This window comes from Cryobacterium glucosi (assembly GCF_004402235.1).
Classification (GTDB): domain Bacteria; phylum Actinomycetota; class Actinomycetes; order Actinomycetales; family Microbacteriaceae; genus Cryobacterium; species Cryobacterium glucosi.
In genome coordinates this window covers 1-26,082 of the sequence record NZ_SOFS01000013.1, presented here as the reverse complement: position 1 = coordinate 26,082, position 26,082 = coordinate 1, and the positions used below count along the sequence as shown (strand labels likewise).

Below are 26,082 nucleotides of genomic sequence, written 5' to 3'. Positions count from 1 at the left end.
CTACTGCTCCAGGAGTGCCGAGATCATCGGCACCGGGTTGAGCAGGCGCCAGCCGGGTCCGGGGGCGCTGATCGTCGTATCGAGCACGAGGGGTGAGGTCACGGCCTCCCCGCTCGCATCCACGGTGACCCGGCCGACCGTCGTACCGGAGCGGCCGGTCGCGAACGCGTCCAGGTCAAGCGTGGGTGCTCCTACCGGAGCGGCCTGCCAGCCGAAGCGGGTCTTGGCCGTCTTCACGACGCCAGAGGCCGTCGCGTCCCAGGGAGCGTCGAAACGCACGTACGCCGCGCCCTCCGCGAGGATCGGGAGGTCGGTGACTCCGGCCTTTGCACTGGCCATGAGCGCCTTCAGGTCGGCCGTCAGCGTGTCGTAGTCCGGCTCGCCGATCACGGCACCGGCGAAGGTGAAGGCCGCCGGCGCGGTTCCCACGCTTGCGGTGAACAGGAAACAGACGCCGCCGGCGTCCGTGTAGCTGCGGGAGAGGCCGGTGATGCCCTCCTCCGGCAGGTAGGCGGTCGTGTTGTCGACTCCGCGCTGGCCGACGAGGGCGGATGCCGGGCTCGCGAGGATCTGGCTGATCACCGGGTTGGTCGCGGCGAGGCCCGCGAGCCGCGCCAGGTCCGTTCCGGTCCCGACGCTCGCATCCGCGAGGCCCGTGGCGTCCGCAACGTGGATGCCGGCCAGGCCCTCCTTCGTGAGCCAGGCGTTGGCGGCCGTGACGTAGGCGTCGAGGGAGCCGAAGGCCCACCGGGCGAGGGTATCCGCGTGGTTGTTGCTCGAACCGAGGACCATCGCCTGCAGGAGTTCCTGCTGCGTCCAGGTTTCGCCGGGGAAGACGATGACCGTGCGCGCACCGTTGGCCACGTAGTCGAGGTAGTCCTGGTAGTCGGCCGGCGTGATCGGCACCCCGGGCCCTGCGGCGCCGGCGTCGAGGGGCTTGGCCGAGAGCACGACCAGGGCGGCGACGATCTTCGCCGCGGCGGCCATCGGCAGCGGGGTTGTGCTGCCCGCTGCGGCGATCGGGGTGGTCGCGACCGTCGTCGCGGTCGTTGCCGCGCCGGCGGCCGGCGGCACGAGGCTCACGACGGCGCTCGTGCCCGCGGCAGGGAGCACCGGGGGAGTGGCGGCTGTCGCGGCGGCCGGTGCCGACACCACGGTCGCCTTCACCATCGGGAGCGGCCCGAGGAGCGTCGCGGGCCCGTAGACGCCGATGACAAGGATCGCCAGGGCACCGACCGTGATACCCAGGGCGCGGCCGGGCCGGAATTTACTCATGAGTCGAGGCTAACAAGTGCGGGTCATCCCCAGCCGAGCTCGTGCAGCCTGTCGTCATCGATCCCGTAGAAATGGCCGATTTCGTGCACGAGGGTGATGTGCACCTGATCGCGGAGCTCATCGAGGGAGTCGACGATCGCGAGCAGGGACTCCCGGTACAGGATGATGCGGTCCGGCATCTCGCCGAAACCGTACTGGTCGCGGTGTGTCAGGGCGACGCCGTCGTAGAGGCCGAGCGTGTCGAGGGAGCCGTCCTCCGGACGATCCTCGACCACGAAGATGACGTTCTCGAGCCCGTCGACCATGTCGTCGGGCAGGAGATCCAGCTCGTCGACGACGACCTTCTCGAATTCCTCGTGACTGAATTCATCGGGGCTGAGCTGCGGCATCCGTTCAGCATCTCACAGTGTTGATTTCACACAGTACTGATCGTGAGGTGCTGAACGGATGCCTGCTCTACTTGGGGTGACTGACGGGGCTTGAACCCGCGACCTTCCGGACCACAACCGGACGCTCTACCAACTGAGCTACAACCACCATGTGCTGCGCTTTTCCCGAAGGAGCAGTGGCAACTCAAGAATTCTATTACACGTTTGGAGTGAATGCTGACACGGCTTCTGCCGCGCTCGCTTTTGCCTCGTCGCTCGTGGGTCCGGGGTCGGCCACGAACACGGTCTGGCGGTAGTACGCGAGTTCGCGAATCGACTCGAGGATGTCTGCGAGTGCGCGGTGCCCGCCGTCCTTCACCGGGGCGTTGAAGTACACCCGCGGGTACCAGCGACGGGCGAGTTCCTTGATGGAGGAGACATCGACGTTACGGTAGTGCAGCTGGTTGTCGAGGCGCGGCATGTACTTCGCGAGGAACGAGCGGTCCGTTCCGATCGAGTTTCCGGCGAGCGGCGCCTTCTGCTCCGCGGGAATGAACCTGAGCACGTACTCGAGGACCTCGAATTCGGCTTCCGCGGCGCTGACCCCGTTCGGGATCTCCTCGATGAGGCCGGAGGTCGTGTGCATGTTGCGCACGAAGTCGTTCATATTCGCGAGCGCGGAGGCGTTCGGCTTGATGATGATGTCGAGGCCCGGGTCGATCACGTTGAGGTCGTAGTCGGTGATGACCACGGCAATCTCCACCAATTCATCGTTTTCCAGGTCTAACCCGGTCATCTCGCAATCAATCCAGACCAACCGGTCACTGCTTTTTGTCATGGTCCGAGTCTAGCGGCGGGGTCCGACGCGGTCCCCGGCCCGCCAGCGAGCCCGGGCCGGGCCTGGCCGGCGGATGGCCGGGGCGGCGGGGTCTGGGTCTGCGGTATCGTTGAAGCGCTCCGCGCCCCCGTAGCTCAGTGGATAGAGCAGCGGCCTTCTAATCCGCTTGTCGTTGGTTCGATTCCAACCGGGGGCACCACACCACACCACGCACGGCATTTCCGCGCAGCGGATGCCACGACACCCATTCATCGGATCCGGAGCAGGCTTCCGGCGCCCAGCGGGTACTCTCCCGGCCGGGGTCCCGTGGCCTCGACCAGGATCGGCCCGCTTGACGCCCCGCGGTCCGTGGTGGGAAACCAGGGACGGCCGGGTGAGACGAGGATCAGCAGGCCGTCGGTGTCTCCGACCGGTGCGAAGCTGCGGCCGGGCTCACCGGCGTACGGCCGGACATCCGCTTCGGTCTTCAGGAATTCGGCCGTCGCAAGCACGTCGTCCGTCGCGACGCCGACCTCGCTGATGCAGAGCAGGTCGGCGCTCGTGAATGCGCCGCGGGTGTTGTTGTCGAGGTCGCGACGGACGATGAACTCGAGGACCGAGCGGTCCGGCCCAGTGAAGTAGAGCGAGCGGGCGTTCCAGGCTGCGAACTCGAACTCGTCGGCATCGGGAGTGCCGATCAGGGCGGATCGGGGCTCGAGCCACTGCCGGGCTGCTGCGAACGTGTTCGAGGGGATCGTGACGGCCAGGTGGTGCCGGCCGACGGCGTCCTGGTCCTCAGAGAGTTCGAGCAGGGTCGTCCCGATGCGCATCTCAATCGTGGTCGGTTCCCTGGCGACCGTCCTGTCGACCGTGAGGAGGAGGACGTTCTCGAAGAATTCCGCTGCTTCGCTCGTGTCCCGAATGCGCGCGGACACCTTCGTGATCTGCATGGCTCCAGTCAAGACCTCCGCGTGGATGAAACAAAGCCCGCCGGACACACCCCGCTGAACAAACGCCGCTGAACAAAGCACCTCTCGCCGGGCGGCCGGGCCGGCCGTTTTGATAGATTCGATGCATGGGAGAACTTCAGGCGCGCATCATCGCCGAACTGCATGTGTCACCGACAATTGATCCGGCTACCGAGATTCGACGACGGGTGGACTTTCTCAAGGAGTACCTGGTGGGCTCGGGTGCGAAGGGGCTGATCCTCGGCGTCAGCGGTGGACAGGACTCCTCCCTCGCCGGGCGACTGGCCCAGATCGCAATCGAGGAGCTCGACGACGCCGGACAGGAATTTGAGTTCGTCGCCGTACGGTTGCCGTATGCCGTGCAGCACGATGACGCCGATGGCGAACTCGCGCTCGACTTCATCCAGCCGCACACCGCGCTCACCTTCAACGTGCAGCGCGCGGTCGACGGCATCGCGGCCGAATACGAGGACAGCACCGGCGAGACGCTGCCCGACTTCGACAAGGGCAACACCAAGGCCAGGGAGCGGATGGTCGCCCAGTACGCCATCGCCGGGGCGCGCGGACTCCTCGTGATCGGCACCGATCACGCCGCAGAGGCCGTCACGGGCTTCTTCACCAAGTACGGGGACGGCGGCGCGGACGTGCTGCCGCTCACCGGCCTGACCAAGCGCCAGGGCAGGGCGCTCCTCATCGAACTCGGGGCGCCGAAGCACCTCTACCTCAAGGCGCCGACGGCCGACCTGCTCGACGGCAATCCTGGCCAGACCGATGAGGACAACCTCGGCCTGCGCTACGAGCAGATCGACGACTACCTCGAGGGCCTCCCCGTCGACGAGGAGGTCGCTGCGGCGATCGAGGCACGGTTCCTGAACACGGAGCACAAGCGCCAGGTTCCGGCATCCCTCTTCGACCAGTGGTGGCGCTGAGCCCCGTGGCACCTGCAGTACGTCCCGCCGGACGCCGTTAAGCACGAATCGCCCGGAGCATCGAATGCTCCGGGCGATATGCGGTACTGCCTGACCTGAGCTACTGCCTGACTACGGCTGCCTGACTACGGGTGGTTGATCGGTGCCGGACGCACCTCGAGGGCCTGGACATCGTCGAGGAGGCGCTGGGTCTCCGTCGACGGCGTGGACTGGCTCGCCGCGTGCACACTCGGCGTGGGCGTTGCGGGGACGGGCGCTGCCGGAAGGGCCTCGTTGAACTGGTCGTGGTGCTGCTGGGCTGCCCACGCATCCTGCTGGGCGAGAAGGCTGGATTCCGAGGTGGAGTTCTGCGTCTTCCACCGGTCGAGGTCGCTCTGGAACACCTTGCGGGTACGGCGGGGCTTGTCCTGCCACTCGATCAGTCGATCGCGGAACTCCAGCAGGGCGGGCTCGAGCTGGTAGCCGAAGGTCGCCGAGGTGCGCTTGAGCTCGTTGAGCTGGTGCGAGGCCCAGTTGGCCGCGACGCCGGCGCCGGGAATCGGAAGCAGGCGAACCTGGATGTCGGCCTGGCCGACGGCACGGTCCGCCATGACCTGTTCCTGCGGGGTGAGCGAATTCCAGACGGATGCCTCGGTCGCGGCATCGATGAGGGCGCCGATGGCCGCAGCCTTGAGTTCCCTGTCGTGCTGGACGAGGAGCTGCTTGATGGCGCCGCGCCCGATCAGGGCCGTGAGAACGCCGGCGATCAGGATCGCGACAATGAACACTACGGCTGTGTTCACCACGGTCTGGTTGCTGGCTGCCGTGAGCCAGGATACGAAACTATTCCACCACGTCATGTGCGGCACTTTATCCTGAGCGCGGCGGGTTGGACGGCTTTGCCGACGGCGTGCCTCAATGTGGTCGGATATCTCACCGTGGCCACGGCGGGCTAGCGGAAGCAGTCCGCGGCATCCGCCAGCTGCCAGAAGGTGCCCAGATCGAGGGTGCGGGTGGCCGGGAGCAGCCGCCGGGCCGCGAAGGACTCTCCGCGGTCGTCGAGCTTGCGTTCGATGTGGCCGAGGACGGCGCCCGAACGGCCGGTGACCCGCCAGAGACCGTCTTTCACCGGGACGAGGGCGAGGCCGCGAACGGACGCGACCTCGGGGAGAGCGGCTCGAAGCGGGGCCAGGAACGGGGTGTCGGTCATGGGGTCCTCCGGTGCCGGGTGGCGGGGTCTCGGGTGGCTGGTGCTGTGCTCAGCACGCTACGGGGGACCCCCGACATTCAACCGGCTGCCCGGTCGGCACCGGTAAACGAGGATGTCAGGAGCGCTAAGGCAGCTGGATGGCGCCGGTGACTCCGGGACCGGCCAGGTCCAGGTCAACGGGCCGGTTGGCCCGCGCCGTCTGCGCCACCACGATTCCAGCGAGGACGAGCAGTGCGCCGAACGCCTGGACGCCGTCGAGTGTTTCCCCGAGCCAGAGGAATGCGAACGCGAACGCGAAGATGACCTCAGACGCGGACACGATGCCCGCAGCCGTCGCGGTCAGGCGGGCGAGGGCCATATACGAGAGCAGGTACGGGGCGAAGGAGCCGAGCACCCCGTTCCAGAGCAGGAGTGTCCAGAGCGGAGCTGCCACGGTCGCGAGGTTGCCGTGCAGGTGCACGGTTTCCGTGAGGAGTGCGGGGTCGATCTGCCACCATCCGCTGAACAGCAGCCAGAACGCGCTCGCGAACAGCATCGACCAGAACGCGACGGCGAGGGGCGAGGAGGTCGCGACCTGGCGCTCACCGACGAGGAAGTAGATCGCGAGGCAGATCGCCGCCGCGACGCCGGCGACGACCCCGAGCGTCGACAGCGGGCTCGCCCAGATCTGCGCGACGATGGCCATGCCCACGAGGACGCCCCCGATCGCCCACCAGATTCGTGGCTTGACGCGCTCCTTGAACACGAAACGCGCCACGAGGGCGATCAGGAGCACCCCGGAGTACTCGAGCATGAGCGCGATCCCGACGGGGAGCAGGCTGATCGCGACGGCGTAGAACCACTGGATGAGTGCGACCCCGGCGACGCCGAGCAGCGCCATGACGGCGAGCTGGCTCCTGTCGATGCGGAATGCCCGCCGGTTCGTCACGAGCAGGACGGCGCCCGCGAGCGCCATGATCACCGTGACCCTGACGAAGGTCAGCTGCGCAGGGGACAGCCCCGCCTCAACGATGACCTTCGTCGTCGAGCCGTTGAGCCCGAAGAGCAGGGACGCGAGGAGCGCGTACAGATACCCCAATCAGGAGTCCCGGCCGGTGCCGTGCACCGCGAACGGTTCGATGCCGGTGATCTCGGCCTCGCTGAGAGCCGGCGCGTCGAGGGCGGCGACGGTCTGTTCGAGCTGGTGAACGCTGCTTGCCCCGACGAGCACGCTCGTCACCTGCGGCTGACGCAGGATCCAGGTCACCGCCAGCTGGGCGAGGGTCTGGCCCCGGCCGAGCGCGATCTCGTTGAGGGCCCTTGCCCGCTCGAAATAGGTGTCCGTCAGGGCGTTCTCCGAAAGGAAACGGCTCGTCGCCGCGCGAGAGCCCTCCGGGACACTCCCGCCGAGGTAGCGGTCGGTGAGGAGACCCTGGGCGAGGGGGGAGAAGACGATGCTGCCGATGCCGAGCTCGTCGAGCACGGGGAAGAGGCCGTCCTCGATGTGCCGGTCGAACATGGAATACCGCGGCTGGTGGATGAGGAGCGGGATCCTGTGCTCGGCGAGTGCGGCGGCAGCGGCCCTGGTCTCCTCAGGGGAGTAGTTGGACACGCCGACGTAGAGCGCCTTGCCCTGCTGGACGGCGGTCGCGAGGGCGCCCATCGTCTCCTCGATCGGGGTCTCCGGGTCTGGACGATGCGAGTAGAAGATGTCCACGTAGTCGAGGCCGAGGCGCGCGAGGCTCTGGTCGAGGGACGACAGCAGGTACTTGCGCGAACCGAAGTCGCCGTATGGTCCCGCCCACATGTCGTACCCGGCTTTGCTCGACACGATGATCTCGTCGCGGTACGGCCTGAAGTCCTCCGCGAAGACCCGGCCGAAGTTGGTTTCGGCAGCCCCATACGGCGGGCCGTAGTTGTTGGCGAGGTCGAAGTGGGTGACGCCGAGGTCGAAGGCCCTGCGGAGGATGGCCCGCTGGGTGTCGATGGGGCGTTCGTTTCCGAAGTTGTGCCAGAGGCCGAGCGACAGGGAAGGGAGCTTGAGGCCGCTCCGTCCGGTCCGGCGATAGGTCATGTCCGAATAGCGGTTCTCAGCGGCGACAAAGCTCATGGAATCACTCTAGGGCCGGAGGGGAGGGTCCCCTCCTCAACAGGCATCCGTTCCGTGGCGTTTTCCCCGCACAGGGATGCCGCGGACCGTCCTCCCGCACGCGGCCGCACACTCGGAGGTGACCCGGGGGCGTCGGAGACGGGCACGAGCGTCGCCCCCGGGCCGACGCCGGGCGAGCGTCCGGCGGCGACCAGGACGGGAGACCCATGAGCAACAGCATTACCGTGACCGGAATCGTGGCGACGACGCCGCGCCACCTCGTGACGAGCGCAGGCCTCGCGATCACCTCCTTCAGGCTGGCCTCCGGGCAGCGCCGGTACGACCGGACCCTGCACAGCTGGGTCGACGCCGACACGAACTGGTACACCGTGACCGCATTCCGTCACCTTGCGCACAACGTCGTGCGTTCGGTGCGGAAGGGCGAGCATGTCCTCGTCGCCGGGCAGCTTCGGGTGCGGGCGTGGCAGAACGCCGAACGATCCGGCACCTCCGTCGAGGTCGAGGCCGAGGCGGTCGGCCACGACCTGTCCTGGTGCACGACGAACTACCTGCGCCCGGTCACGGACGCGGCCGCGGTCCGGGGGCTCCCGACTGCGCCGGATCCGGCCGGCGCGTCGGGCGCTTCCTCCGGCGAGACAGTCCCGCCCGCCGGTGTCACGACCGTCGTCACTGGCGAGTCGGCCGTGCGGTCGGTTTAGACTCGATGGCACTGGCCGCACCGCGGCCTCGGGAGGACACACGTGCCGGCAGTACACAGGACGACAATCCGGCCCGTGGTCGCCGTCGTCATCGCCGGCCTTGTTGTCGCAGCCCTGGCCGGCTGCTCCGCAAGCACCGCTGAACCCACGCCCGTCGCGGCCACACCGACAAGCGTTCCGGTTGCCACCGCCACGGCGGCGCCGGCACCGGCCGTGCGGCCCGAACTCGGCGCCCAGGCGAACCTCGCATACTTCAACCAGGTCGCTGCGGCCGTTGATCCCGCGACGGGCGGTCGCGGCTTCGTGGACGCTCTCGTCGCCGCCGGATTCGACAAGGCGATGATGGAGGTCGGGTTCGACAAGACGAGCGTCAATCTCGACGCCGACTCCGTGCAATTCTCGGTCCGCTTCCCCGACGGCTGCCTGATCGGACAGAACGGGTCGAAGTCCGGCGGGTACCACAGCATGGTCACGTCCGCGATCTCGACCGGCCGGTGTCTGATCGGGGCCACGCGGCAAATAGACTGGTAAGCACTATGGCCGAATTTATTTATACGATGGTCCGCGCACGCAAGGCGGTAGGCGACAAGCTCATCCTCGACGACGTCACGATGTCGTTCTTCCCCGGCGCCAAAATTGGCATCGTCGGGCCGAACGGCGCCGGAAAGTCCACGATCCTCAAGATCATGGCCGGGCTCGACACCCCGAGCAACGGCGAGGCGAAACTCTCGCCCGGCTACAGCGTCGGCATCCTGATGCAGGAGCCGGAACTCGACGAGACCAAGACGGTCCTCGAGAACGTGCAGGAAGGCGTCGGCCCGATCAAGGCCAAGGTCGACCGGTTCAACGAGATCAGCGCCGCCCTCGGCGAACCCGACGCGGACTTCGACACCCTCCTCGCCGAAATGGGCACACTCCAGGAAGCCATCGACGCCGCCGACGCCTGGGACCTCGACTCCCAGCTCGAACAGGCGATGGATGCCCTCCGCACGCCGCCGGGAGACTCTGCCGTCGCCGACCTCTCCGGTGGTGAGAAGCGCCGCGTTGCGCTGACGAAGCTCCTGCTGCAGAAGCCCGACCTGCTCCTCCTCGACGAGCCCACCAACCACCTCGACGCCGAAAGCGTGCTCTGGCTCGAGCAGCACCTCGCCCAGTACGCCGGCGCCGTGCTCGCCGTCACCCACGACCGGTACTTCCTCGACCACGTCGCCGAATGGATCGCCGAAGTCGACCGTGGCCACCTCTACCCCTACGAGGGCAACTACTCGACCTACCTTGAGAAGAAGCAGGAACGGCTCATGATCGCGGGCAAGAAGGACGCGAAGATGGCCAAGCGTCTCGCCGATGAACTCGAGTGGGTCCGCTCGAACGCCAAGGGACGCCAGGCCAAGTCCAAGGCACGTCTCGCCCGCTACGAGGAGATGGCCGCCGCGGCCGAGAGCACCCGCAAGCTCGACTTCGAAGAGATCCAGATCCCGGTCGGCCCGCGTCTCGGTGCCCAGGTCATCGACGCGAAGAAGCTGCACAAGGGCTTCGGCGACCGCGTGCTCATCGACGGGCTCAGCTTCACCCTCCCGCGGAACGGCATCGTCGGCATCATCGGGCCGAACGGCGTGGGAAAGACGACCCTGTTCAAGACGATCGTCGGCAAGGAGCCGCTCGACGGCGGCGAGCTGAAGATCGGCGAGACCGTCGACATCTCCTACGTCGACCAGGACCGCACCGGAATCGACCCGAACAAGTCCCTCTGGGAGGTCGTCTCCGACGGCCAGGACTACATCCAGGTCGGCAAGACCGAGATCCCGTCCCGCGCCTACGTGTCGACCTTCGGATTCAAGGGACCCGACCAGCAGAAGAAGGCCGGCGTGCTCTCCGGTGGAGAGCGCAACCGCCTCAACCTCGCGCTCACACTCAAGCAGGGCGGAAACCTGCTGCTCCTGGATGAGCCGACTAACGACCTCGACGTCGAAACCCTCGGCTCCCTCGAGAACGCACTCCTCGAGTTTCCCGGTTGCGCCGTGGTCATCACTCACGACCGGTGGTTCCTCGACCGGATCGCGACCCACATCCTCTCCTACGAGGGCACGGATGAGAACCCGGCGAGCTGGTACTGGTTCGAGGGAAACTTCGAGTCCTACGAGCAGAACAAGATCGAGAGGCTCGGCCCCGACGCCGCGAAGCCGCACCGGTCCGCGTACCGCAAGCTCACGCGCGACTAGGCCGGGAACGGGCCAGCGAGATGAAGCTGCACGTGCCGATCAGCCTGCGCTGGTCAGACCTCGATGCATACGGCCACGTCAACAACGCCTCGATGCTGCGCCTCCTCGAGGAGGCGCGCATCCAGGCGTTCTGGCTCGACGACGAGGTTGAGCCTGGCTCGGGGGCCGGGACCGCCGTTCTCGACGGCCGGCCGGGCGCGGCAACGCTGACCGTGATCGCGCGCCTCGAAGCCGAGTACCTGTTGTCGATCCCGTACCTGCGGCAGCCGGTGGACATCCGTCTCTGGCTCGGCAAGGTCGGCGGGGCGAGCCTCGAGGTGTGTTACGAGGTCTGGGGGCCGGTGGAGGCCGAGTCGGCGGTGCTGTACGCGCAGGCCAGCACCACGATCGTGCTCATCGATGCGGCGACCCAGCGCCCGCGCAAGATCACCGACGAGGAGCGTGCGGCGTGGCTGCCCTACCTCGAAGACCCGGTGCGATTCACCCGCAGGGCTGCCCTTCCGGAAGACTGAACTCCATCCGTTCAGCTTGCGGTGACGGAGTCTCCCGAAACCGAGACGGTGATGCCGATCAGTGGCTTCGGGGCGGGGCCCGCGAGAACGGCGCCCGTTGCCGTGTCGAACTTCGAACCGTGACACGGGCAGTCGAAGGACGTGTCGACGAGTTTCACGATGCAGCCCTGGTGCGTGCACACGGCGCTGAAGGCCACGACCTTGCCTGCGGTTGGCTGGCTGACGAAGATGGCCTTGCCATTCAGGGCGGTCTCGATCGAGCCGCCGACCGGGATGTCGGAGAGCTTGGCGACCACGGTCCCGCCCGCAGACGATGTTGCGGCCCCGGTCGAACCTCCGGCCGATCCGGCGCCGGTGCCGCCCGTCGTGGTCGGGGCGCAGGCGGCCAGGGTCACGGCGGCGGTGCCTGCGGTGCCGATCAGCAGTGCGGTGCGGCGGGAGACCGCGGTGTCGTTCGTCATGATTCTCCTCGTGATGGTGGTCGTGGCGGTCGGTGACGGCGAATGGGCTGCTCCCCGTTCGCAAGCTGGCGCTACTCGTTAGGGTGCTACTAGTTACTACGAAACTGCCCGGTCATCGGTTCAAAGCCCATCACGGAAAATCGACGGACTTCGACAAAACCCGGCGGAAACTGAACGAACGGCGCAGCGAGCCCGTGTTAACGATAGGAGGTGCGCCGTGGCGGAGAGACCCGGACGCGGGGAGCGGCCCGTCGACGCGCGTGCCGACCTGCTGCGCGCCCTGCATGATGCGCACGCCGTGGCGCTCCGTCGGTACGTGACCCGGCTGACCGGGGATTCCGCCCTGGCCGATGACGTCGTGCAGGAGACCCTGTTGCGCGCCTGGCGACTGCCCCGGGTGCTCGACGATGCTGACTCGGCACGCGCCTGGCTCTTCACCGTCGCCCGCCACCTCGTCATCGACGAATGGCGTTCCGCCAGGAACCGCCACGAAATCAGCACAGACGAACTCCCCGAGCGTCTGACGAACGACGCGACGGCAGCGCTCCTCGACGCGTGGCTCGTGGCGGATGCCCTCGACGGCCTCTCCGCAGACCACCGGGCCGTGGTCGTCTTCGCCTACTACCGCGGACAGTCGGTCGCCGAGACCGCGCGCTCCCTCGACATCCCGGAGGGCACTGTGAAGTCGCGCCTGCACTACGCCCTGCGTGCCATGCGCCTGAGTCTCACCGAGAAGGGAGTGACCGAGCGATGACCACGACAGGATCCGGTGCATCAGACACCGGGCGCGTACCCCGGTCAGGGCGTGACCCGTACGCCGAGTGGGACGCCGCCTACGTGCTCGGCGCGCTCGCGACCGAAGAACGCCACGACTACGAATGCCACCTGCGCACGTGCGCGGACTGCACCCGTCGGGTTGCCGAGATCGCCGGGATCCCCGGTCTTCTCCGCCTCGTGCCGACCGCCGAGGTGTTGGAGACCGCGGCGTCACCGGGCGTCCTCCCTCGCAGCGACGGCCTGCCGCGGCTGCTCGATGCTGCGCGGCGGCGCAGGCGGAGCGGGCGGATACTGCAGGCCGGGCTCCTGCTCGCCGTGGCGGCCGTCGCTGCGACGGTCGCGATCGTGCTGCCGGCCCGGCTCGCCCCGGCGTCGATCGCGGAACCTCCCGGGGAGCTCGTCACACTGCACCAGGTGGTCCCGAACCCGCTGAGCGCGGATGTCCGCCTGGCGGCTCAGCCCGGCGGCACCCGCATAGACGGCTCGTGCAGCTATGGCCTGCCCGAATCCGGCACCGAATCCGGCACCGAATCCGGCACCGGCACCGGCGCCGCGGCCGAGCGGGCGTACGCGATGTTCGTCACGGACCGGAACGGGGAGGCGACGCAGGTCGCGAGCTGGCTCGCGGGTCCCGGCATGACGGTCCCCGTCGCGGGAACCACGAAACTGGACACCGACGAGATCGCGTCCGTCGACATCCGTTTGCAGCCCAACGGCATCGTGCTGCTCGCGGCCGAGCCCGGGGTGGAGCAGGCGCAGTAGTCCCGCGCAGTGATCCCGGGCCGGCTGCTATTCCTTGTTCGCGGGAACCCGGACCATGCCCTCCTGGGCAACGGTCGCGAGCAGGAGACCCTCACGGCTGTAGATGCTGCCGGTGGAGAGTCCTCGGCCGCCCTGGGCGGTGGGGGAGTCCTGGACGTAGAGCATCCACTCGTCGACGCGCCCGAAGCGGTGGAACCACATCGCGTGGTCGAGGCTCGCGACCTTGAGCCCCGGCGTCGACCACGCGATGCCGTGGCGGCGCATGACCGGCTCCATGATCGAGTAATCGCTCGCGTATGCGAGGGCGGCACGGTGCAGGTCGGGGTCGTCGGGAAGCGCGCCGAGGGTCTTCATCCACACGGCCTGGTGACTGGTGTGCTCGCCCTTGACCTGAAGGTAGATCGGCGAAGGCACGTGCCGCATGTCGAACGGGCGCTCGCTCGCCCAGTAGCGGGCGATGGTGTGGTCGACCTGGGCGAGGGACTCCGCTGCGGTCGGCAGCGACTCGGGGTCCGGCAACCCGGCCGGCATGTCGATGTGGTGTTCGAGGCCCTCGTCATCGTCCTGGAACGACGCGATCATCGAGAGGATCGGGTGGCCGTTCTGGTACGCCTGGGTGCGCCGGGTGGAGAAGGAACGGCCGTCGTGGATCCGGTCGACGGAGAACGTGATCGGCTGGCTGACGTCCCCCGGACGGAGGAAGTAGCCGTGCATCGAGTGCGGGTGGCGGTCGTCAGGCACCGTGCGCATCGCCGCGACGAGGGACTGGGCGAGAACCTGCCCGCCGAACACGCGGCCGAGGGGCATCCACTGCGACGGGCCGGTGAAGATGTCCTCGCTCGTGCGCGCCCCTGTGTCGGTCAGGTCGAGGGCGTTCAAGAGACCTTCCATCGGCATGTCCATGCGTCCTCCTCGGCAGTGTGTGCGAAGTCGGTATGAGCCTCGCCGTACCTTGGTAGTTTAGGAGCAGATGAGCCAGTCATTTATTCTCACGGATTCCTTTGCCCTCAGCGATCTGCAGGTCTACCTGTCGCGCGCCAGCCGTATCGAAGACGGTTCGGTGCGCCTGATTTCGGCCGCCGGCGCGCTCGCGGTGTACTCCGCGATCCTCTACCCGCGCGGCCTCCTCGACGGGAGCCCGACCGTGCTCGGCCTGCGCACCTTCGGCCTCGACGAACCCGTCGAACTCGACGCCGTCGTGCCGGTGCGTTCCCTGCTCGATCGGGTCGCCCGCCTCGCCGCCGCGGGAAGCGACCCGGAGGCGCCGGTCGCGGTGACCGTGCCGCTCGAGGTCACGACCGTGACCTGGGCCGGTATCTCCCCGCCCCGGGGCGGCTGGAAACTCCTCGGCGAGACGGATGCCGCGCTCCTGACGGGCGCTGCGGCCGCCGGTATCGACGAGGTCGCCTCCACCGTGCCGCGGGACTCGGGCGCGCAGGTCGTGCAGCGGGTCCGTGCAGAGGTCTGGGGTCGCCCGATCGCGGGACTCGAGATCGTTCCGGCCGGGGCGGCGTTCGCGGCGGTGAGTCTCGGCTTCCTGCCCAAGGACGAACCGGTGCGGCTCTTCGAGACCGGGCCCTGGACCCGGCTCAGCACGAGCCGCGGCCACATCCTCGTGCGTCGCAAGCCCTGGTCGTTGCGCGCCTGACCCGTGCCCGGGAATTCCGGTTGTCCCTCCCGGATCGCGGACTACGATGAACGCGATGACGGAACGAACCAGGGTTGAGCTCGGGCGCCGCGAGGACCTCGGTGCCGACTGCGCCAGGTGCTTCGGACTCTGCTGCGTCGCCCTGGCGTTCACCAGGTCCGCCGACTTCCCGTTCGACAAGCCGGCCGGCGATCCCTGCGAGAACCTCGACGAACGCGACGCGTGCCGCGTGCACGCGGAGTTGCGTCCCCGGGGATTCACCGGCTGCACCGTGTTCGACTGTTTCGGTGCCGGCCAGAAAGTCTCGCAGCAGACCTTCGCCGGCCGGTCCTGGCGGGACGATCCCGGGACCAGGGACGCCATGTTCGCGATCTTCCCGATCGTTCGGCGGCTGCACGAACTCCTCTGGTACCTCGAGCAGGCGATCAGCCTTGTCGGGGACACGGGTGATCCGGCTCCGCTGATGTCGCGTTTCGATCGCGTCAGCGCGCTCAGCCGGGAGCAACCGGATCGGCTCGCGGGCCTCGACGTCGACGCGGAGTACGACGCGGCCCGGCCGCTGCTCCTCCAGGCGAGCGAGGACGCGCGCAGGGGAATCCTCGGCGAAACCCGGGATCGAGGAGTTCGGCGCCGGCTCGGCCCGGGGAGAGACCTGGCGGGCGCGGCACTCACCGGTGCGGACCTTCGTGGACTGAGCCTGCGCGGCTCCCTCCTGATCGGAGCGGATCTCAGCGGAGCCCGGCTGTCGTACTGCGACCTCCTCGGCGTCGACCTGCGCAACGCGAACTTGGCCGGAGCGGACCTCGCAGGCGCGATCTACCTGACCCAGATGCAGGTCAGCAGCGCCAGAGGCGACCAGCTCACCGTCCTGCCCCGGGGATTCGTGCGCCCAGCGCACTGGAGCGCGGGCGAGCAGAACCGCCCGTGAGACGGTATCTCAGATACTGAGGTGCTCAGGGGGTGATCCGGCGTCGTCACCGGACGCGAGCAGTGCCGCCCAGATGTCGGCGCGGGCGTGGAAGGTGCCGAAGTCACGGCCGAGGAGCGCCTCGGCCTGGCTCACCCGGGCGCGCACGGTGTGCCGGTGCACGCCGAGCTCGGCGGCCGCTGGACCGAATTGCCCGTTGTGCTCCAGCCAGACCCGGAGCGTGCGGACGAGTTCGGTGCCGTGGACGGCGTCGTGCGCCGTGAGCGGCTGGAGCGTCGCGCGTCCGACCTCCGAGGCATCCGTGCCGGCGAGGAACGCGAGAACGCCCTGTCGGGAGATCACGTCGAATTCGACGATGCCTGGCGCGCCCTCGTGCGAGCGTTCGAGGGCCTGGCGGGCCTGGGCGAGGGCGTGCGGCAGCTCACGGTACCTGGTCCGGTCTGAGAGCCCGAGGTGCAACCCGAAGCCGACGAGCTCATCGAGCAGGGGCCCGGCAGTGGCGTCGACGCACAGGACTACGAGGCCGCCCTGGCGCGCGAAGAACAGGTGTCCAGGGCTCTCCTCCACCCGGAGCTCGAGGAACTCGGTCAGGGCGTCCAGCCGCCCTGGCGCGGGGTCGGTCACGGCGACCCGTACCGGCTCGAACGGGAGCGGCCCCCACATCTCCCCGGAGGTCGCCTGCACGAGGTCGACGTCGCCGCCGAGCAGCGCGTGCAGCAGCCCGGACCTGAGGAGCCCGCGCGCCCGGTCGAGCGCGCTGTTCTGCTCGAGCGCGAGCCCCGCGAGCGCGATCACGCTCGTCACGACCTCCTGGCTGGCCTGGTCGAGCTCGCCGGGACCCCCGTGGGCGAGGACGCCGCGCAGCTGGTCGCGTCGACCCAGGGTCTGCAGGGTCAGCGTCTCTCCGCCGGTCGAAACCGACGTGCTGGCCCGCTGCCCGCGCCGGATCAACTGGGCTGCCTCGCGCTGCACCCGGTCGAGAGAGCCGCGTGAAGCGGATGCGCCCGCGAAGGTGTCCCGGGGGAAGACCCGGTCGAGGGCGCCGCTCATGTCGAAGAGCGCGACCCAGTGGCCGAGTTGCCGCGAAAGCTCGCTGAGGGTCGCGCTGAGGCCGTCCGGGCGGAGCGCCGCGAGCGCGATGGCCCGCTGGGCGCCGAGCGCCCAGGTGCTCCTGGCATAGCGGAGTTCGGCGACGAGGTCGCCGGCGGCCCGGGCGACGGCGATGAACGGCGTCTCGTACGGCACTTCGACGAGGGGGAGTCCGCGGGACTGGCAGGCCGCGACGAGGGCGTCGGGGGTGCCGGAGCGGAGGACTTCCGTGCCGAAGCCGAGGCAGACGATGCCGCGGTCGCGCAGCCGGGTCACGTAGTCGACGTAGAACGCGTCCGTGACAGCCTCCGCGAACTGGCGTCCTGTCGTCAGCAGCACCTGGTGTGCTGACAGGAACGGGGTCGGGTCGGCGAGGTCTGAGCTGTGCACCCATTCGACGGGCTGGTCGAGGGCGTGCGGCGGCAGGCCGGCCTCCGGAGTGAGCAGCCGCAACCGCAGGTCCGGCCGGTCGAGGAGGAGGCGCAGCCCGGGCAGCGGCGGCGGTGCGTTGAGCGGGGGCATGCGCCGATTGTACAACGTGTCGAAACTTAGCCGGCATTCTGTACATAGCGGCGAGCGCGCTGCCGTCGGCGCTCTGCCTAGCATGGCACCTGACATCGACGCCGCCCGGTCGATGCACCTCGGTTTACGAACTGGAGCAGTCATGACCCTCGTCGCATCCCCGCCCACCACCGTTCCCGTCGGCGGCCCGTCCCTCCCGCAGGAACGTCGCCTCACGACGAGCATCCCCGGACCCCAGTCGCAGGCGCTCCAGGCGCGCAAGACCGCCGCGGTCTCCGCGGGCGTCGGCGTGACCCTGCCCGTCTACATCGTCGCTGCCGGCGGCGGCGTGCTCGTCGACGTTGACGGCAACTCCCTCATCGACCTCGGCAGCGGCATCGCCGTGACCGGCGTCGGCAACAGCGCGCCCCGCGTCGTCGAGGCCGTCGCCGCCCAGCTCGCCCAGTTCACCCACACCTGCTTCACGGTCGCCCCGTACGACTCCTACATCGAGGTCGCCGAGGCGCTCAACCGGGTCACCCCCGGTGACCACGCCAAGCGCACCGCCCTGTTCAACTCCGGCGCCGAGGCTGTCGAGAACGCCGTCAAGATCGCGCGGCACTACACGGGACGGCAGGCCGTCGTGGCCTTCGATCACGCGTACCACGGCCGCACCACCCTGACCATGAGCCTCACCGCGAAGAACCAGCCGTACAAGAACGGCTTCGGCCCGTTCGCCGCCGAGGTCTACCGGGCGCCGATGTCCTACCCGTTGCGCGACGGCGGTCTCGACGGCGTCGTCGCCGCGAAGCGCGCCATCTCCCAGATCGAGAAGCAGATCGGCGCCGAGAACCTCGCCGCGCTCATCATCGAACCGATCCAGGGCGAGGGCGGCTTCATCGTCCCGGCCGCGGGCTTCCTGCCGACCCTCCTGGCCTGGTGCCGCGCCAACGGGGTCGTCTTCATCGCCGACGAGGTGCAGACCGGCTTCGCCCGCACCGGCGCCATGTTCGCCTGCGACCACGAGGGCATCGTGCCCGACCTGATCGTGATGGCCAAGGGCATCGCCGGCGGCCTCCCGCTCTCCGCGGTCACCGGCCGCGCCGAGATCATGGACGCCCCGCAGGTCGGCGGCATCGGCGGCACCTACGGCGGAAACCCGCTCGCCTGTGCAGCGGCCCTCGCCACCCTCGACACCTACGAGAGCGAGAACCTGGTCGAGCGCGCCCGCGAGATCGGCACGATCCTCACCGGCCGGCTGAACGCCATCCGCGCCTTCGACAAGCGCGTCGGCGACGTCCGCGGCCGTGGTGCCATGATCGCGATCGAGCTCGTCGACTCGGCGACGGGTGAACCGGATGCCGCACTCACCTCCCGCGTCGCGGCCGCCGTCCACGCGCAGGGCGTCATCGTCCTCACCTGCGGAACCTACGGGAACGTGATCCGGTTCCTGCCGCCGCTGAGTATCTCGGACGAGCTCCTCGTCGAGGGCCTCCAGGTCGTCGCACACGCTCTGGCGAACGCATGAGCCTGCTCGAGGCCCGGCCGGCCGTTCGCCAGGTCACGCCCCTCGCCACGCCCCTCGTCGACGCCCGGTCGCAGCTCAGCGACGCCGTCGCCCTGCTCGGCTACCCGGAAGGCCTGCACGCGTTGCTCGCGACCCCGCGCCGCGAGCTCACCGTCGCCGTTCCGTTGCGCCGGGACGACGGCACCACCCGACTGTTCACCGGCTACCGGGTGCAGCACAACTTCTCCCGCGGCCCGGCCAAGGGCGGCCTGCGCTACAGCCCGCACGTGACCCTCGACGAGGTGCGCGCCCTCGCGATGTGGATGACCTGGAAATGCGCCCTGCTCGACGTGCCGTACGGCGGTGCCAAGGGCGGTGTCACGATCGACCCGCGTGAATTCTCGCTCCCGGAGCTCGAGCGCGTCACGCGCAGGTACACGAGCGAGATCCTGCCGATCATCGGCCCGGAGAAGGACATCCCGGCCCCCGACATCGGCACCGACGAGCGCACCATGGCCTGGATGATGGACACCTACTCCGTCAACGTCGGCTACACCGTTCCCGGGATCGTCACGGGCAAGCCGATCAGCCTCGGCGGTTCCCACGGCCGTGCGAGCGCGACCAGCCGCGGCGTGACCCACGTCGCACTTGCAGCCCTCCGGCACAGCGGAATCACGCCGTACGGAGCGACCGCAGCCGTGCAGGGCTTCGGCAAGGTCGGCCACGACGCTGCCGTGTTCCTCGCCGACGCGGGGGTGCGGGTCGTTGCGGTCAGCGACCAGTACGGCGCCGTCTACAACGAGCGGGGCATCGACTTCGCCGGGCTCGACGCGCACGTCGCGGCGACCGGCAGGGTCGTCGGCTTCGGCGGGGCGGACCCGCTCGACGGTGAAGCGCTGCTCGAGCTCGACGTCGACCTGCTGGTCCCGGCCGCGGTCGAGGGCGTCCTGCACGCCGGGAACGCTGCCCGCGTGACGGCACGCGTGATCGTCGAGGGCGCGAACGGCCCGACCTCCCCGGCTGCCGACCGGATCTTCGCCGCGAACGGACAGCTCGTGGTGCCCGACATCCTTGCGAACGCCGGCGGAGTGCTCGTCTCCTACTTCGAGTGGGTGCAGGGCAACCAGGCCTACTGGTGGAACGCCGCAGAGGTCGAACAGAAGCTCGAAGAGCGGATGCTCGCCGCCTGGCAGCAGGTCGTCGAAACCGCCGCCTCCCGGGACCTTTCCCTGCGGGCAGCGGCGACGGTCCTCGCCGTCGAACGCGTCGCCGAGGCCCACCTGCTCCGCGGACTCTACCCCTGACGCCCGTTCGTTTCCCACCGCCTGCCGTACCTGCCCCGTGACCGAAAGAGAACACCCGTGACCAGTCTCAGCACCGAGAACCGCCCCCTGAGCCCCGCCTCCGGCGACACCACCACCATCGGCACCGAGCGGGAGGCCGAACTCCTCAACCGGGTTCCCGACGGTCTCTACATCGACGGCACCTGGCAGCCCGGCACGGGGGAGCCGATCATCGTGACGGACCCTGCGACCGGGCGCGAGCTCAAGCGGATCGCCAACGCGGGCGTCGCGGACGGCGGACGCGCCCTCGACGCCGCCGTCGCAGCGGGTCCCGCCTGGGCGGCGACCGCGCCGCGGGTGCGGGCCGAGATCCTGCGTCGTGCGTTCGACCTGCTGCAGGAACGCCGGGAGGACTTCGCCCTGCTGATGACCATCGAAATGGGCAAGCCACTCGCCGAGGCCCGCGCCGAGGTCGGTTACGGCGGGGAATTCCTGCGTTGGTTCAGCGAGGAGGCCGTACGAATCAATGGGCGCTACGGGCCGGCACCCGAGGGTACCGGCCAGATGGTCGTTTCGCAGCGCCCGGTCGGCCCGTGCCTCCTGATCACCCCGTGGAACTTCCCGCTCGCGATGGCGACCCGCAAGATCGCCCCCGCGCTCGCCGCGGGGTGCACAGTCGTGATCAAGCCCGCGGAACTCACCCCGCTCACCACCCTCTTCTTCGCCCAGTTGCTCGAGGACGCGGGCGTTCCCGCCGGCGTCGTCAACGTGATCACGACCTCGGAATCCGCTGAGGTCTCCGCCCCGCTGATCGCAGACCCGCGGCTCCGGAAGCTCAGCTTCACCGGCTCGACCGGTGTCGGCCGGGCGCTCCTCCGCCAGGCCGCGGAGGGCGTGCTGCGCACCTCGATGGAGCTGGGCGGGAATGCGCCGTTCCTCGTCTTCGCCGACGCGGACCTCGACCGGGCCGTCGACGGCGCCATGCTCGCCAAGTTCCGCAACATCGGCCAGGCGTGCACGGCAGCGAACCGGTTCATCGTGCACGCGTCCGTCGCCGAGGATTTCGCTCGCCGCCTCGTCGCCCGCGTCGAAGCCCTCCGGATCGGTCGGGGCACCGAGCCGGACGTGACGATCGGCCCGCTCGTCAACGACGCGGCCGTCGCCAACACCGAGAAGCTCGTGAGCGATGCCCTCGACCGCGGTGCGACCCTCCTCACCGGCGGCTTCCGCCCGGAGGGTCCAGGGTCGTTCTACGCCCCGACCGTGCTGACCGACGTCGCAGCCGACAGCGACCTGCTTCGCCAGGAGATCTTCGGGCCCGTCGTCGGGATCGTGACCTTCACGGAGGAGGACGAGGCGATCCGGCTCGCCAACGACACCGAGTACGGGCTGATCAGCTACGTCTTCACCGAGAACATCGCCCGCGGCCAGCGGATGATCGCCGGGCTCGACACGGGCATGATGGGACTGAACACAGGACTCGTGTCCAACGCAGCCGCCCCCTTCGGAGGCGTCAAGCAATCAGGGCTCGGCCGGGAGGGCGGCCTCGAGGGAATCCACGAGTACCTGTCCCCGAAGTACACCCTGATCCCCGCGTCATAACCGACTTGCACAACTTCCGAATGACCTCGCAGCACCCACGTATGGAGGAGTTTTCATGACAACCAGGATCGACCGTGACATCGTCATCATCGGCGCAGGGGCATCCGGCCTGACCGCAGCAACGTCGCTGCGCCGGGCCGGCCTCACCGTCGCCGTGCTCGAAGCGCGCGACCGGGTCGGCGGTCGGCTGTGGACCGACGACATCGAGGGAGCCACGCTCGAGATCGGCGGCCAGTGGGTGTCACCGGACCAGCACGCGCTCAAGGAGACCCTCGCGGAGCTCGGTCTCGAGACCTACTCCCGGTACCGCACCGGAGAAAACGTCTACATCAACGACTCCGGGGTACGCACCCGCTTCGAGGGCGAGATCTTCCCGGTCTCCCCGGAGACCCAGGCCGAGATCGTCGCCCTCATCGCAACGCTCGACGAGCTTGTCGCCGAGGTCGACCCCGATCGGCCGTGGGCGCACCCGCGGGCCGTCGAACTCGACCGGATCTCCTTCGCCGGGTGGCTCGCAACCCAGACAGCCGACCAGGAGGCCCGCGACAACGTCGCGATGTTCATCGCCGGCGCCATGCTGACCAAGCCTGCGCACGCCTTCTCCGCCCTGCAGGCCCTGCTGATGGCCGCGAGTGCCGGAAGCTTCAGCAACCTCGTCGACGCCGACTTCATCCTCGACGAGCGCGTCGTCGGCGGCCTCCAGCAGGTCCCGCTGCTGCTCGCGGAGCAGCTCGGCGATGACGTGCACCTCGGGCAGCCGGTGCGCACCCTGCGCTGGAGCGACGAGGGTGTCGTCGCGGTCACCGACGGACTCGAGGTGCACGCCCGCCGGGCGATCCTCGCGCTTCCGCCGACTCTGCTCAGCCGGATCTCGTTCGAACCCGCCCTGCCCCGCCGCCAGCACCAGCTGCACCAGCACCTTTCGATGGGTCTCGTGATCAAGGTTCACGCCGTCTACAAGACCCCGTTCTGGCGCGAGGACGGCCTCTCCGGCACCGCGTTCAGTCCCTACGAGCTCGTGCACGAGGCGTACGACAACACCAACTTCGGAGACGACCGCGGCACCCTCGTCGGCTTCGTGTCCGATGAGGCGGCGGATGCCGTGTTCCGGCTCCCCGCGGAGGAGCGCCGGGCGCGCATCCTGCTTTCGCTCTCGCACTACTTCGGGGACAAGGCTCTGTCGCCGGCGGTCTACTACGAAAGCGACTGGGGCAACGAGGAATGGACCCGGGGTGCATACGCCGCGAGTTTCGACCTCGGCGGCCTCGCCCGCTACGGCGCGGACCTGCGCACCCCCGTCGGGCCGATCCACTTCTCCTGCAGCGACCTGGCCGGCAAGGGCTACCAGCACGTCGACGGGGCGATCCGGATGGGCCGCGACACCGCTGCCGCCATCGCGGCCGTACTCGAGCCGGTACTCGAGCCGGTCGGGGCGCTGACGAGCGTCCTGGACTAGGCGCCGCCGGGCGCGGACTCGCGGCGCCGTTTGCGTCTCGCGGCGATGTATCGGGCGCGCGCCGCGAGACACGGTGCGCGCCCGGAGACGCACCGCGCGCCGCGAGGTGCGGCGCGTGCGGACGCTCCCGTGACAGCCGGGGGTCAGACCGCCGCCGCGGCGGCGCGCCCCGCGGTGCGTCCGGAGAAGAGGCATCCGCCGAGGAAGGTGCCTTCGAGCGCGCGGTAGCCGTGCATCCCGCCGCCGCCGAAGCCGCTCGCCTCGCCGGCGGCGTAGAGGCCCGGCACGGGTGTGCCGTCCGGCCCGAGGGCGCGGGCGGAGAGGTCCGTCTCGATGCCGCCGAGACTCTTCCGGGTCAGGACGTGCAGCTTGACCGCGATCAGCGGGCCCGCGTGCGGGTCGAGCAGCCGGTGCGGGCTCGCGACGCGGATGAGACGGTCACCGCGGTAGTGCCTGGCCTGGCGGATCGCCGTGATCTGGGCATCCTTGGTGAAGGCGTTGTCGAGCTCGCGGTCGCGGGCGCGGATCTCCCGCTCGACCTGGGCGAGGTCCAGGGGAGCATCGGGGGAGAGCCGGCGCATGCCCGCGAGCAGGTCGGGCAGGGTGTCGGCGACGACAAAATCGGCGCCATGCTTCTTGAAGGCCTCGACCGGCCCGGGAGCGCCTTTCGTCACCCGTTTGGCGAGAAGGGCCAGGTTCTTACCGGTGAGGTCGGGGTTCTGTTCGGAGCCGGAGAGTGCGAACTCCTTCTCGATGATCTTCTGGGTCAACACGAACCAGCTGTGTTCGTAGCCGGTGCGCAGGATGTGCTCGAGCGAGCCGAGCGTGTCGAAGCCGGGGAACAGGGGAGCGGGCAGCCGGGTCCCCGTCGCGTCGAGCCAGAGCGAGGACGGACCGGGCAGGATCCGGATTCCGTGCGCGGGCCAGACCGGGTCCCAGTTCGCGACGCCCTCCGGGTAGTGCCACATCCTGTCTCCGTTGATCAGCCGGGCGCCGGCCCGCTCGCTGATGCCGAGCATCCGCCCGTCGACGTGCGCGGGCACGCCGGACAGCAGTTCCCGGGGCGCGGTGCCGAGCCGGGTCGGCCACTGGGCGCGGACTTGCGCGGGGTTTCCGCCGATGCCGCCGCTTGTCACGACGACGGCGGATGCCCGCAGATCGAAGTCGCCGACGACCTCGCGTGAGCTGGGCGCGCCGCGCGGGGCGTCGCTCGGGGCGAGGATGCTTCCCCGCACGCCGACGACCGTGCCGTCGTGGGTGAGCAGCTCGTCGACCCTGCGGCGGTGCAGCGCCGTGACGAGGCCGGACCGCACGCCTTCCCGCACGCGCTCGATGAACGGGGCGAGAATCGCCGGACCGGTGCCCCAGACGATGTGGAACCGCGGCACGGAGTTGCCGGGGCCGAGGGCCGTGGTGCCGCCGCGTTCGGCCCAGCCGACGACCGGAAAGAAGCGGATGCCGCGGGAGTGCAGCCAGGCGCGCTTCTCGCCGGCGGCGAAGTCCAGGTAGGCCTCCGCCCAGCGGCTCGGCCAGAGGTCCTCGTCACGGTCGAAACCCGCGGTGCCGAACCAGTCCTGTCTGGCGAGTCCGGCGGAGTCGTGCACCCCGAGCCTGCGCTGCTCCGGCGAGTCGACAAGGAACAAGCCGCCGAACGACCACCAGGCCTGGCCGCCGAGCGAGGCGGGCGGCTCCTGGTCGAGCAGGATGACCCGCTTGCCCGCGGCGACGAGCTCCGCGGTCGCGACGAGTCCGGCGAGGCCGGCCCCGACTACGATGACGTCGGCTTCGCTCGGATCCGTCCGAGGGGATGTCGCTCGGGGGCCGGTCGCGTGCGGGGGAACCGTGCTCATCGTGACTCCAGTGTCAGAAGGGGCAGTGTCAGAAGGGGCAGCGGGAGTCGAATGCGTTTCGGGGCCCGCGGGGCGTCGCTCGGAGCGACGCTGGCTCCATGCTAACTGTGCGGTACCCCGGATTCACTCCACCTGGTGAGCGCGTTTTTGCTGGTGAGGGGGAGGGGTTTCTGTTCGGGGTCGAGTCCGGGTGGTGGGGTGAGCCAGTACTGGCCGGTGTCGTCGCGGGTGATGCGCCAGTGTTCGTTGTGGAGCCTGAGGTGGTCGGCCCGGCAGAGCAGGATGCCGTGGTCGAGGTTGGTCTGTCCGGTGTCGTCTTTCCAGTGGTGGATGTGGTGGGTTTCGGTCCAGGACGGTGGCCGGTCGCAGCCGGGCCACATGCAGCCGCCGTCGCGGAGGGAGAGGGCCGCGCGTTGGGCGGGGCTGAACGTGCGCTGTTCGCGGCCGAGGTCGACACCGCTGCCGTGGCCGTCGAAGGTGACGTCGAGGATCCCGGTGTCGTAGAGGTTGCGTTCGAGGGTTTCGGTGGAGACCGTGACCGCGGTTCCCTCGATGACGCCGGGTTGGAGCGCGGGCGCCTCGGTTTCGGGGTTCGCCGCAGCGTCGGCTGCGGGTGACGGGGCCTCGGTTGGCACGGCATCGGTGGGTGTGGTTCCCGTGGGCGCGAAACCGGTGGGTGTGGCGCCGGTGGGGCGGATGGTGATCATGCGGACGGCGGGGCTTCGTCCTCCGGCGATGCGTTTCGGGTCGGCTNTTCGGGTCGGCTTTCACGCCGAGTTTCATCAGGGCCAGGAACGCGTCCGCGGTGAGCTGCTCGGTGCTGCGCGGGTCGTCCTGCACCCGCTTCGCCCACGCGGCCTGCTCCTTGTCCACGAACCGGACCCCGCCCCGGCGGGGGCTGGTGATGGCGTCGTAGGTGTTCATCAGGTATTCGCCGTCTTCCGGGGCGAACAGGCCGACCATACGCACCTGCCCGGTGTGGAGTCGCCAGAACCGCAGGGACCGGTCGTCGTAGACGGCTTTCTCCCGGGCGGCGATGCCGGCTTCATCGAGCACGTCCCGCACCCGCCGGGCGCGCTTGAACAGCTGGTCAGCGTTCACCGTGCGCGCTTCGGCGAGGAGCCGGGCCAGGGCCGTCGCGAGTTTCTCCGGGG

At 69.2% G+C, this 26,082-nt stretch carries 26 protein-coding genes, 2 tRNA genes and 1 pseudogene; 14 read left to right on the top strand and 15 right to left on the bottom strand.

Translation table 11 applies throughout. The features are described from left to right. From E3O46_RS05075 to orn, 4 genes are all read right to left on the bottom strand, one after another. On the bottom strand, window positions 1-1,275 hold the full coding sequence (locus E3O46_RS05075) for a D-alanyl-D-alanine carboxypeptidase family protein (protein ID WP_134559946.1): 1,275 nt from the start codon (window positions 1,273-1,275) through the stop codon (window positions 1-3). Between the two features lie 23 nt (window positions 1,276-1,298). Next, complete coding sequence (locus E3O46_RS05070) at window positions 1,299-1,664, bottom strand: metallopeptidase family protein (protein WP_134559944.1); 366 nt, start codon at window positions 1,662-1,664, stop codon at window positions 1,299-1,301. A 72-nt stretch (window positions 1,665-1,736) separates the two neighbouring features. Then, window positions 1,737-1,812 (bottom strand) — tRNA-His (locus tag E3O46_RS05065). Between the two features lie 48 nt (window positions 1,813-1,860). After that, window positions 1,861-2,481 carry an oligoribonuclease gene (orn, locus tag E3O46_RS05060; protein ID WP_134447698.1) on the bottom strand — a complete coding sequence of 207 codons (621 nt, stop codon included), beginning with the start codon at window positions 2,479-2,481 and terminating at the stop codon, window positions 1,861-1,863. 123 nt (window positions 2,482-2,604) lie between these two features. On the opposite strand from orn, the gene E3O46_RS05055 reads away from it, so the two are divergent. Next, window positions 2,605-2,680 (top strand) — tRNA-Arg (locus E3O46_RS05055). A 49-nt stretch (window positions 2,681-2,729) separates the two neighbouring features. On the opposite strand, the gene E3O46_RS05050 is transcribed toward E3O46_RS05055, so the two are convergent. Further along, window positions 2,730-3,410 carry a VOC family protein gene (locus E3O46_RS05050; RefSeq protein ID WP_134561230.1) on the bottom strand — a complete coding sequence of 227 codons (681 nt, stop codon included), beginning with the start codon at window positions 3,408-3,410 and terminating at the stop codon, window positions 2,730-2,732. 125 nt (window positions 3,411-3,535) lie between these two features. On the opposite strand from E3O46_RS05050, the gene nadE reads away from it, so the two are divergent. Continuing rightward, the gene (nadE, locus tag E3O46_RS05045; protein WP_134447815.1) at window positions 3,536-4,357 is read left to right on the top strand and encodes an ammonia-dependent NAD(+) synthetase; all 822 of its coding nucleotides are present in this window, start codon (window positions 3,536-3,538) and stop codon (window positions 4,355-4,357) included. 125 nt (window positions 4,358-4,482) lie between these two features. Here the strand turns inward: nadE and E3O46_RS05040 are convergent, their stop codons facing one another. The 4 genes from E3O46_RS05040 to E3O46_RS05025 form a co-directional block, all read right to left on the bottom strand. Then, a complete protein-coding gene (locus E3O46_RS05040; protein WP_134447817.1) occupies window positions 4,483-5,196 on the bottom strand; it encodes a hypothetical protein in 714 nt (237 codons plus the stop codon). Window positions 5,197-5,288: 92 nt separating this feature from the next. Beyond that, window positions 5,289-5,546, bottom strand: a complete 258-nt coding sequence (locus tag E3O46_RS05035; protein WP_134447819.1) for a hypothetical protein — start codon at window positions 5,544-5,546, stop codon at window positions 5,289-5,291. Between the two features lie 124 nt (window positions 5,547-5,670). Continuing rightward, window positions 5,671-6,624 (bottom strand): DMT family transporter, encoded by a 954-nt coding sequence (locus E3O46_RS05030; protein WP_134447821.1) that lies wholly within the window; start codon window positions 6,622-6,624, stop codon window positions 5,671-5,673. Beyond that, window positions 6,625-7,635 carry an aldo/keto reductase gene (locus E3O46_RS05025; protein WP_134561229.1) on the bottom strand — a complete coding sequence of 337 codons (1,011 nt, stop codon included), beginning with the start codon at window positions 7,633-7,635 and terminating at the stop codon, window positions 6,625-6,627. Window positions 7,636-7,841: 206 nt separating this feature from the next. Between E3O46_RS05025 and E3O46_RS05020 the strand changes: the two genes are divergently transcribed. The 4 genes from E3O46_RS05020 (at window position 7,842) to E3O46_RS05005 (ending at window position 11,064) form a co-directional block, all read left to right on the top strand. Continuing rightward, window positions 7,842-8,333: a single-stranded DNA-binding protein gene (locus tag E3O46_RS05020; protein ID WP_134447824.1), complete on the top strand. Its 492-nt coding sequence runs from the start codon at window positions 7,842-7,844 to the stop codon at window positions 8,331-8,333. A 75-nt stretch (window positions 8,334-8,408) separates the two neighbouring features. Beyond that, the gene (locus E3O46_RS05015) at window positions 8,409-8,864 is read left to right on the top strand and encodes a DUF6993 domain-containing protein (RefSeq protein WP_241975440.1); all 456 of its coding nucleotides are present in this window, start codon (window positions 8,409-8,411) and stop codon (window positions 8,862-8,864) included. 5 nt (window positions 8,865-8,869) lie between these two features. Then, window positions 8,870-10,552: an energy-dependent translational throttle protein EttA gene (ettA, locus tag E3O46_RS05010; protein ID WP_134447826.1), complete on the top strand. Its 1,683-nt coding sequence runs from the start codon at window positions 8,870-8,872 to the stop codon at window positions 10,550-10,552. Window positions 10,553-10,572: 20 nt separating this feature from the next. Beyond that, entirely contained in the window at window positions 10,573-11,064 is a 492-nt protein-coding gene (locus E3O46_RS05005) for an acyl-CoA thioesterase (RefSeq protein WP_134447828.1), read from the top strand. Between the two features lie 11 nt (window positions 11,065-11,075). Here E3O46_RS05005 and E3O46_RS05000 read toward each other — a convergent pair whose 3' ends face one another. Next, complete coding sequence (locus E3O46_RS05000; protein ID WP_134447830.1) at window positions 11,076-11,525, bottom strand: QcrA and Rieske domain-containing protein; 450 nt, start codon at window positions 11,523-11,525, stop codon at window positions 11,076-11,078. Window positions 11,526-11,742: 217 nt separating this feature from the next. Here E3O46_RS05000 and E3O46_RS04995 point away from each other — a divergent pair, with 217 nt between their 5' ends. Continuing rightward, window positions 11,743-12,279 carry a sigma-70 family RNA polymerase sigma factor gene (locus E3O46_RS04995; protein WP_134561228.1) on the top strand — a complete coding sequence of 179 codons (537 nt, stop codon included), beginning with the start codon at window positions 11,743-11,745 and terminating at the stop codon, window positions 12,277-12,279. After that, window positions 12,276-13,064, top strand: coding sequence for an anti-sigma factor family protein (locus tag E3O46_RS04990; protein ID WP_134561227.1), 789 nt, complete (start codon window positions 12,276-12,278; stop codon window positions 13,062-13,064). Before E3O46_RS04995 ends, E3O46_RS04990 begins: the two co-directional genes overlap by 4 nt. Window positions 13,065-13,091: 27 nt before the next feature. On the opposite strand, the gene E3O46_RS04985 is transcribed toward E3O46_RS04990, so the two are convergent. Further along, a complete protein-coding gene (locus E3O46_RS04985) occupies window positions 13,092-13,967 on the bottom strand; it encodes an acyl-CoA thioesterase (protein ID WP_241975439.1) in 876 nt (291 codons plus the stop codon). A 67-nt stretch (window positions 13,968-14,034) separates the two neighbouring features. Between E3O46_RS04985 and E3O46_RS04980 the strand changes: the two genes are divergently transcribed. Together E3O46_RS04980 and E3O46_RS04975 are read left to right on the top strand one after the other, a co-directional pair. Further along, complete coding sequence (locus E3O46_RS04980) at window positions 14,035-14,712, top strand: DUF8185 domain-containing protein (protein WP_134447836.1); 678 nt, start codon at window positions 14,035-14,037, stop codon at window positions 14,710-14,712. Between the two features lie 55 nt (window positions 14,713-14,767). Continuing rightward, the gene (locus E3O46_RS04975; RefSeq protein WP_134447837.1) at window positions 14,768-15,640 is read left to right on the top strand and encodes a pentapeptide repeat-containing protein; all 873 of its coding nucleotides are present in this window, start codon (window positions 14,768-14,770) and stop codon (window positions 15,638-15,640) included. Between the two features lie 9 nt (window positions 15,641-15,649). Here the strand turns inward: E3O46_RS04975 and E3O46_RS04970 are convergent, their stop codons facing one another. Continuing rightward, a complete protein-coding gene (locus E3O46_RS04970) occupies window positions 15,650-17,251 on the bottom strand; it encodes a PucR family transcriptional regulator (RefSeq protein WP_134561226.1) in 1,602 nt (533 codons plus the stop codon). Window positions 17,252-17,393: 142 nt separating this feature from the next. On the opposite strand from E3O46_RS04970, the gene gabT reads away from it, so the two are divergent. The 4 genes from gabT to E3O46_RS04950 all read left to right on the top strand — a co-directional run bounded on the left by gabT (window position 17,394) and on the right by E3O46_RS04950 (window position 23,078). Next, the gene (gabT, locus tag E3O46_RS04965) at window positions 17,394-18,758 is read left to right on the top strand and encodes a 4-aminobutyrate--2-oxoglutarate transaminase (protein ID WP_174774849.1); all 1,365 of its coding nucleotides are present in this window, start codon (window positions 17,394-17,396) and stop codon (window positions 18,756-18,758) included. Next, window positions 18,755-20,041, top strand: coding sequence for a Glu/Leu/Phe/Val family dehydrogenase (locus E3O46_RS04960; RefSeq protein WP_134561225.1), 1,287 nt, complete (start codon window positions 18,755-18,757; stop codon window positions 20,039-20,041). The genes gabT and E3O46_RS04960 overlap by 4 nt, the downstream gene beginning before the upstream one ends. Before the next feature lie 117 nt (window positions 20,042-20,158). After that, window positions 20,159-21,622: an NAD-dependent succinate-semialdehyde dehydrogenase gene (locus E3O46_RS04955; protein WP_134559962.1), complete on the top strand. Its 1,464-nt coding sequence runs from the start codon at window positions 20,159-20,161 to the stop codon at window positions 21,620-21,622. A gap of 55 nt (window positions 21,623-21,677) precedes the next feature. Next, complete coding sequence (locus tag E3O46_RS04950) at window positions 21,678-23,078, top strand: flavin monoamine oxidase family protein (protein WP_134561224.1); 1,401 nt, start codon at window positions 21,678-21,680, stop codon at window positions 23,076-23,078. 143 nt (window positions 23,079-23,221) lie between these two features. On the opposite strand, the gene E3O46_RS04945 is transcribed toward E3O46_RS04950, so the two are convergent. The 3 genes and pseudogenes from E3O46_RS04945 to E3O46_RS18955 all read right to left on the bottom strand — a co-directional run. Continuing rightward, window positions 23,222-24,928: an FAD-binding dehydrogenase gene (locus tag E3O46_RS04945; RefSeq protein WP_134561223.1), complete on the bottom strand. Its 1,707-nt coding sequence runs from the start codon at window positions 24,926-24,928 to the stop codon at window positions 23,222-23,224. 101 nt (window positions 24,929-25,029) lie between these two features. Then, window positions 25,030-25,635: an HNH endonuclease signature motif containing protein gene (locus E3O46_RS04940; RefSeq protein WP_134561222.1), complete on the bottom strand. Its 606-nt coding sequence runs from the start codon at window positions 25,633-25,635 to the stop codon at window positions 25,030-25,032. An 88-nt stretch (window positions 25,636-25,723) separates the two neighbouring features. Further along, a pseudogene (locus tag E3O46_RS18955) lies at window positions 25,724-26,029 on the bottom strand (HNH endonuclease signature motif containing protein); the annotation flags it as partial. Window positions 26,030-26,082 lie beyond the last annotated feature (53 nt).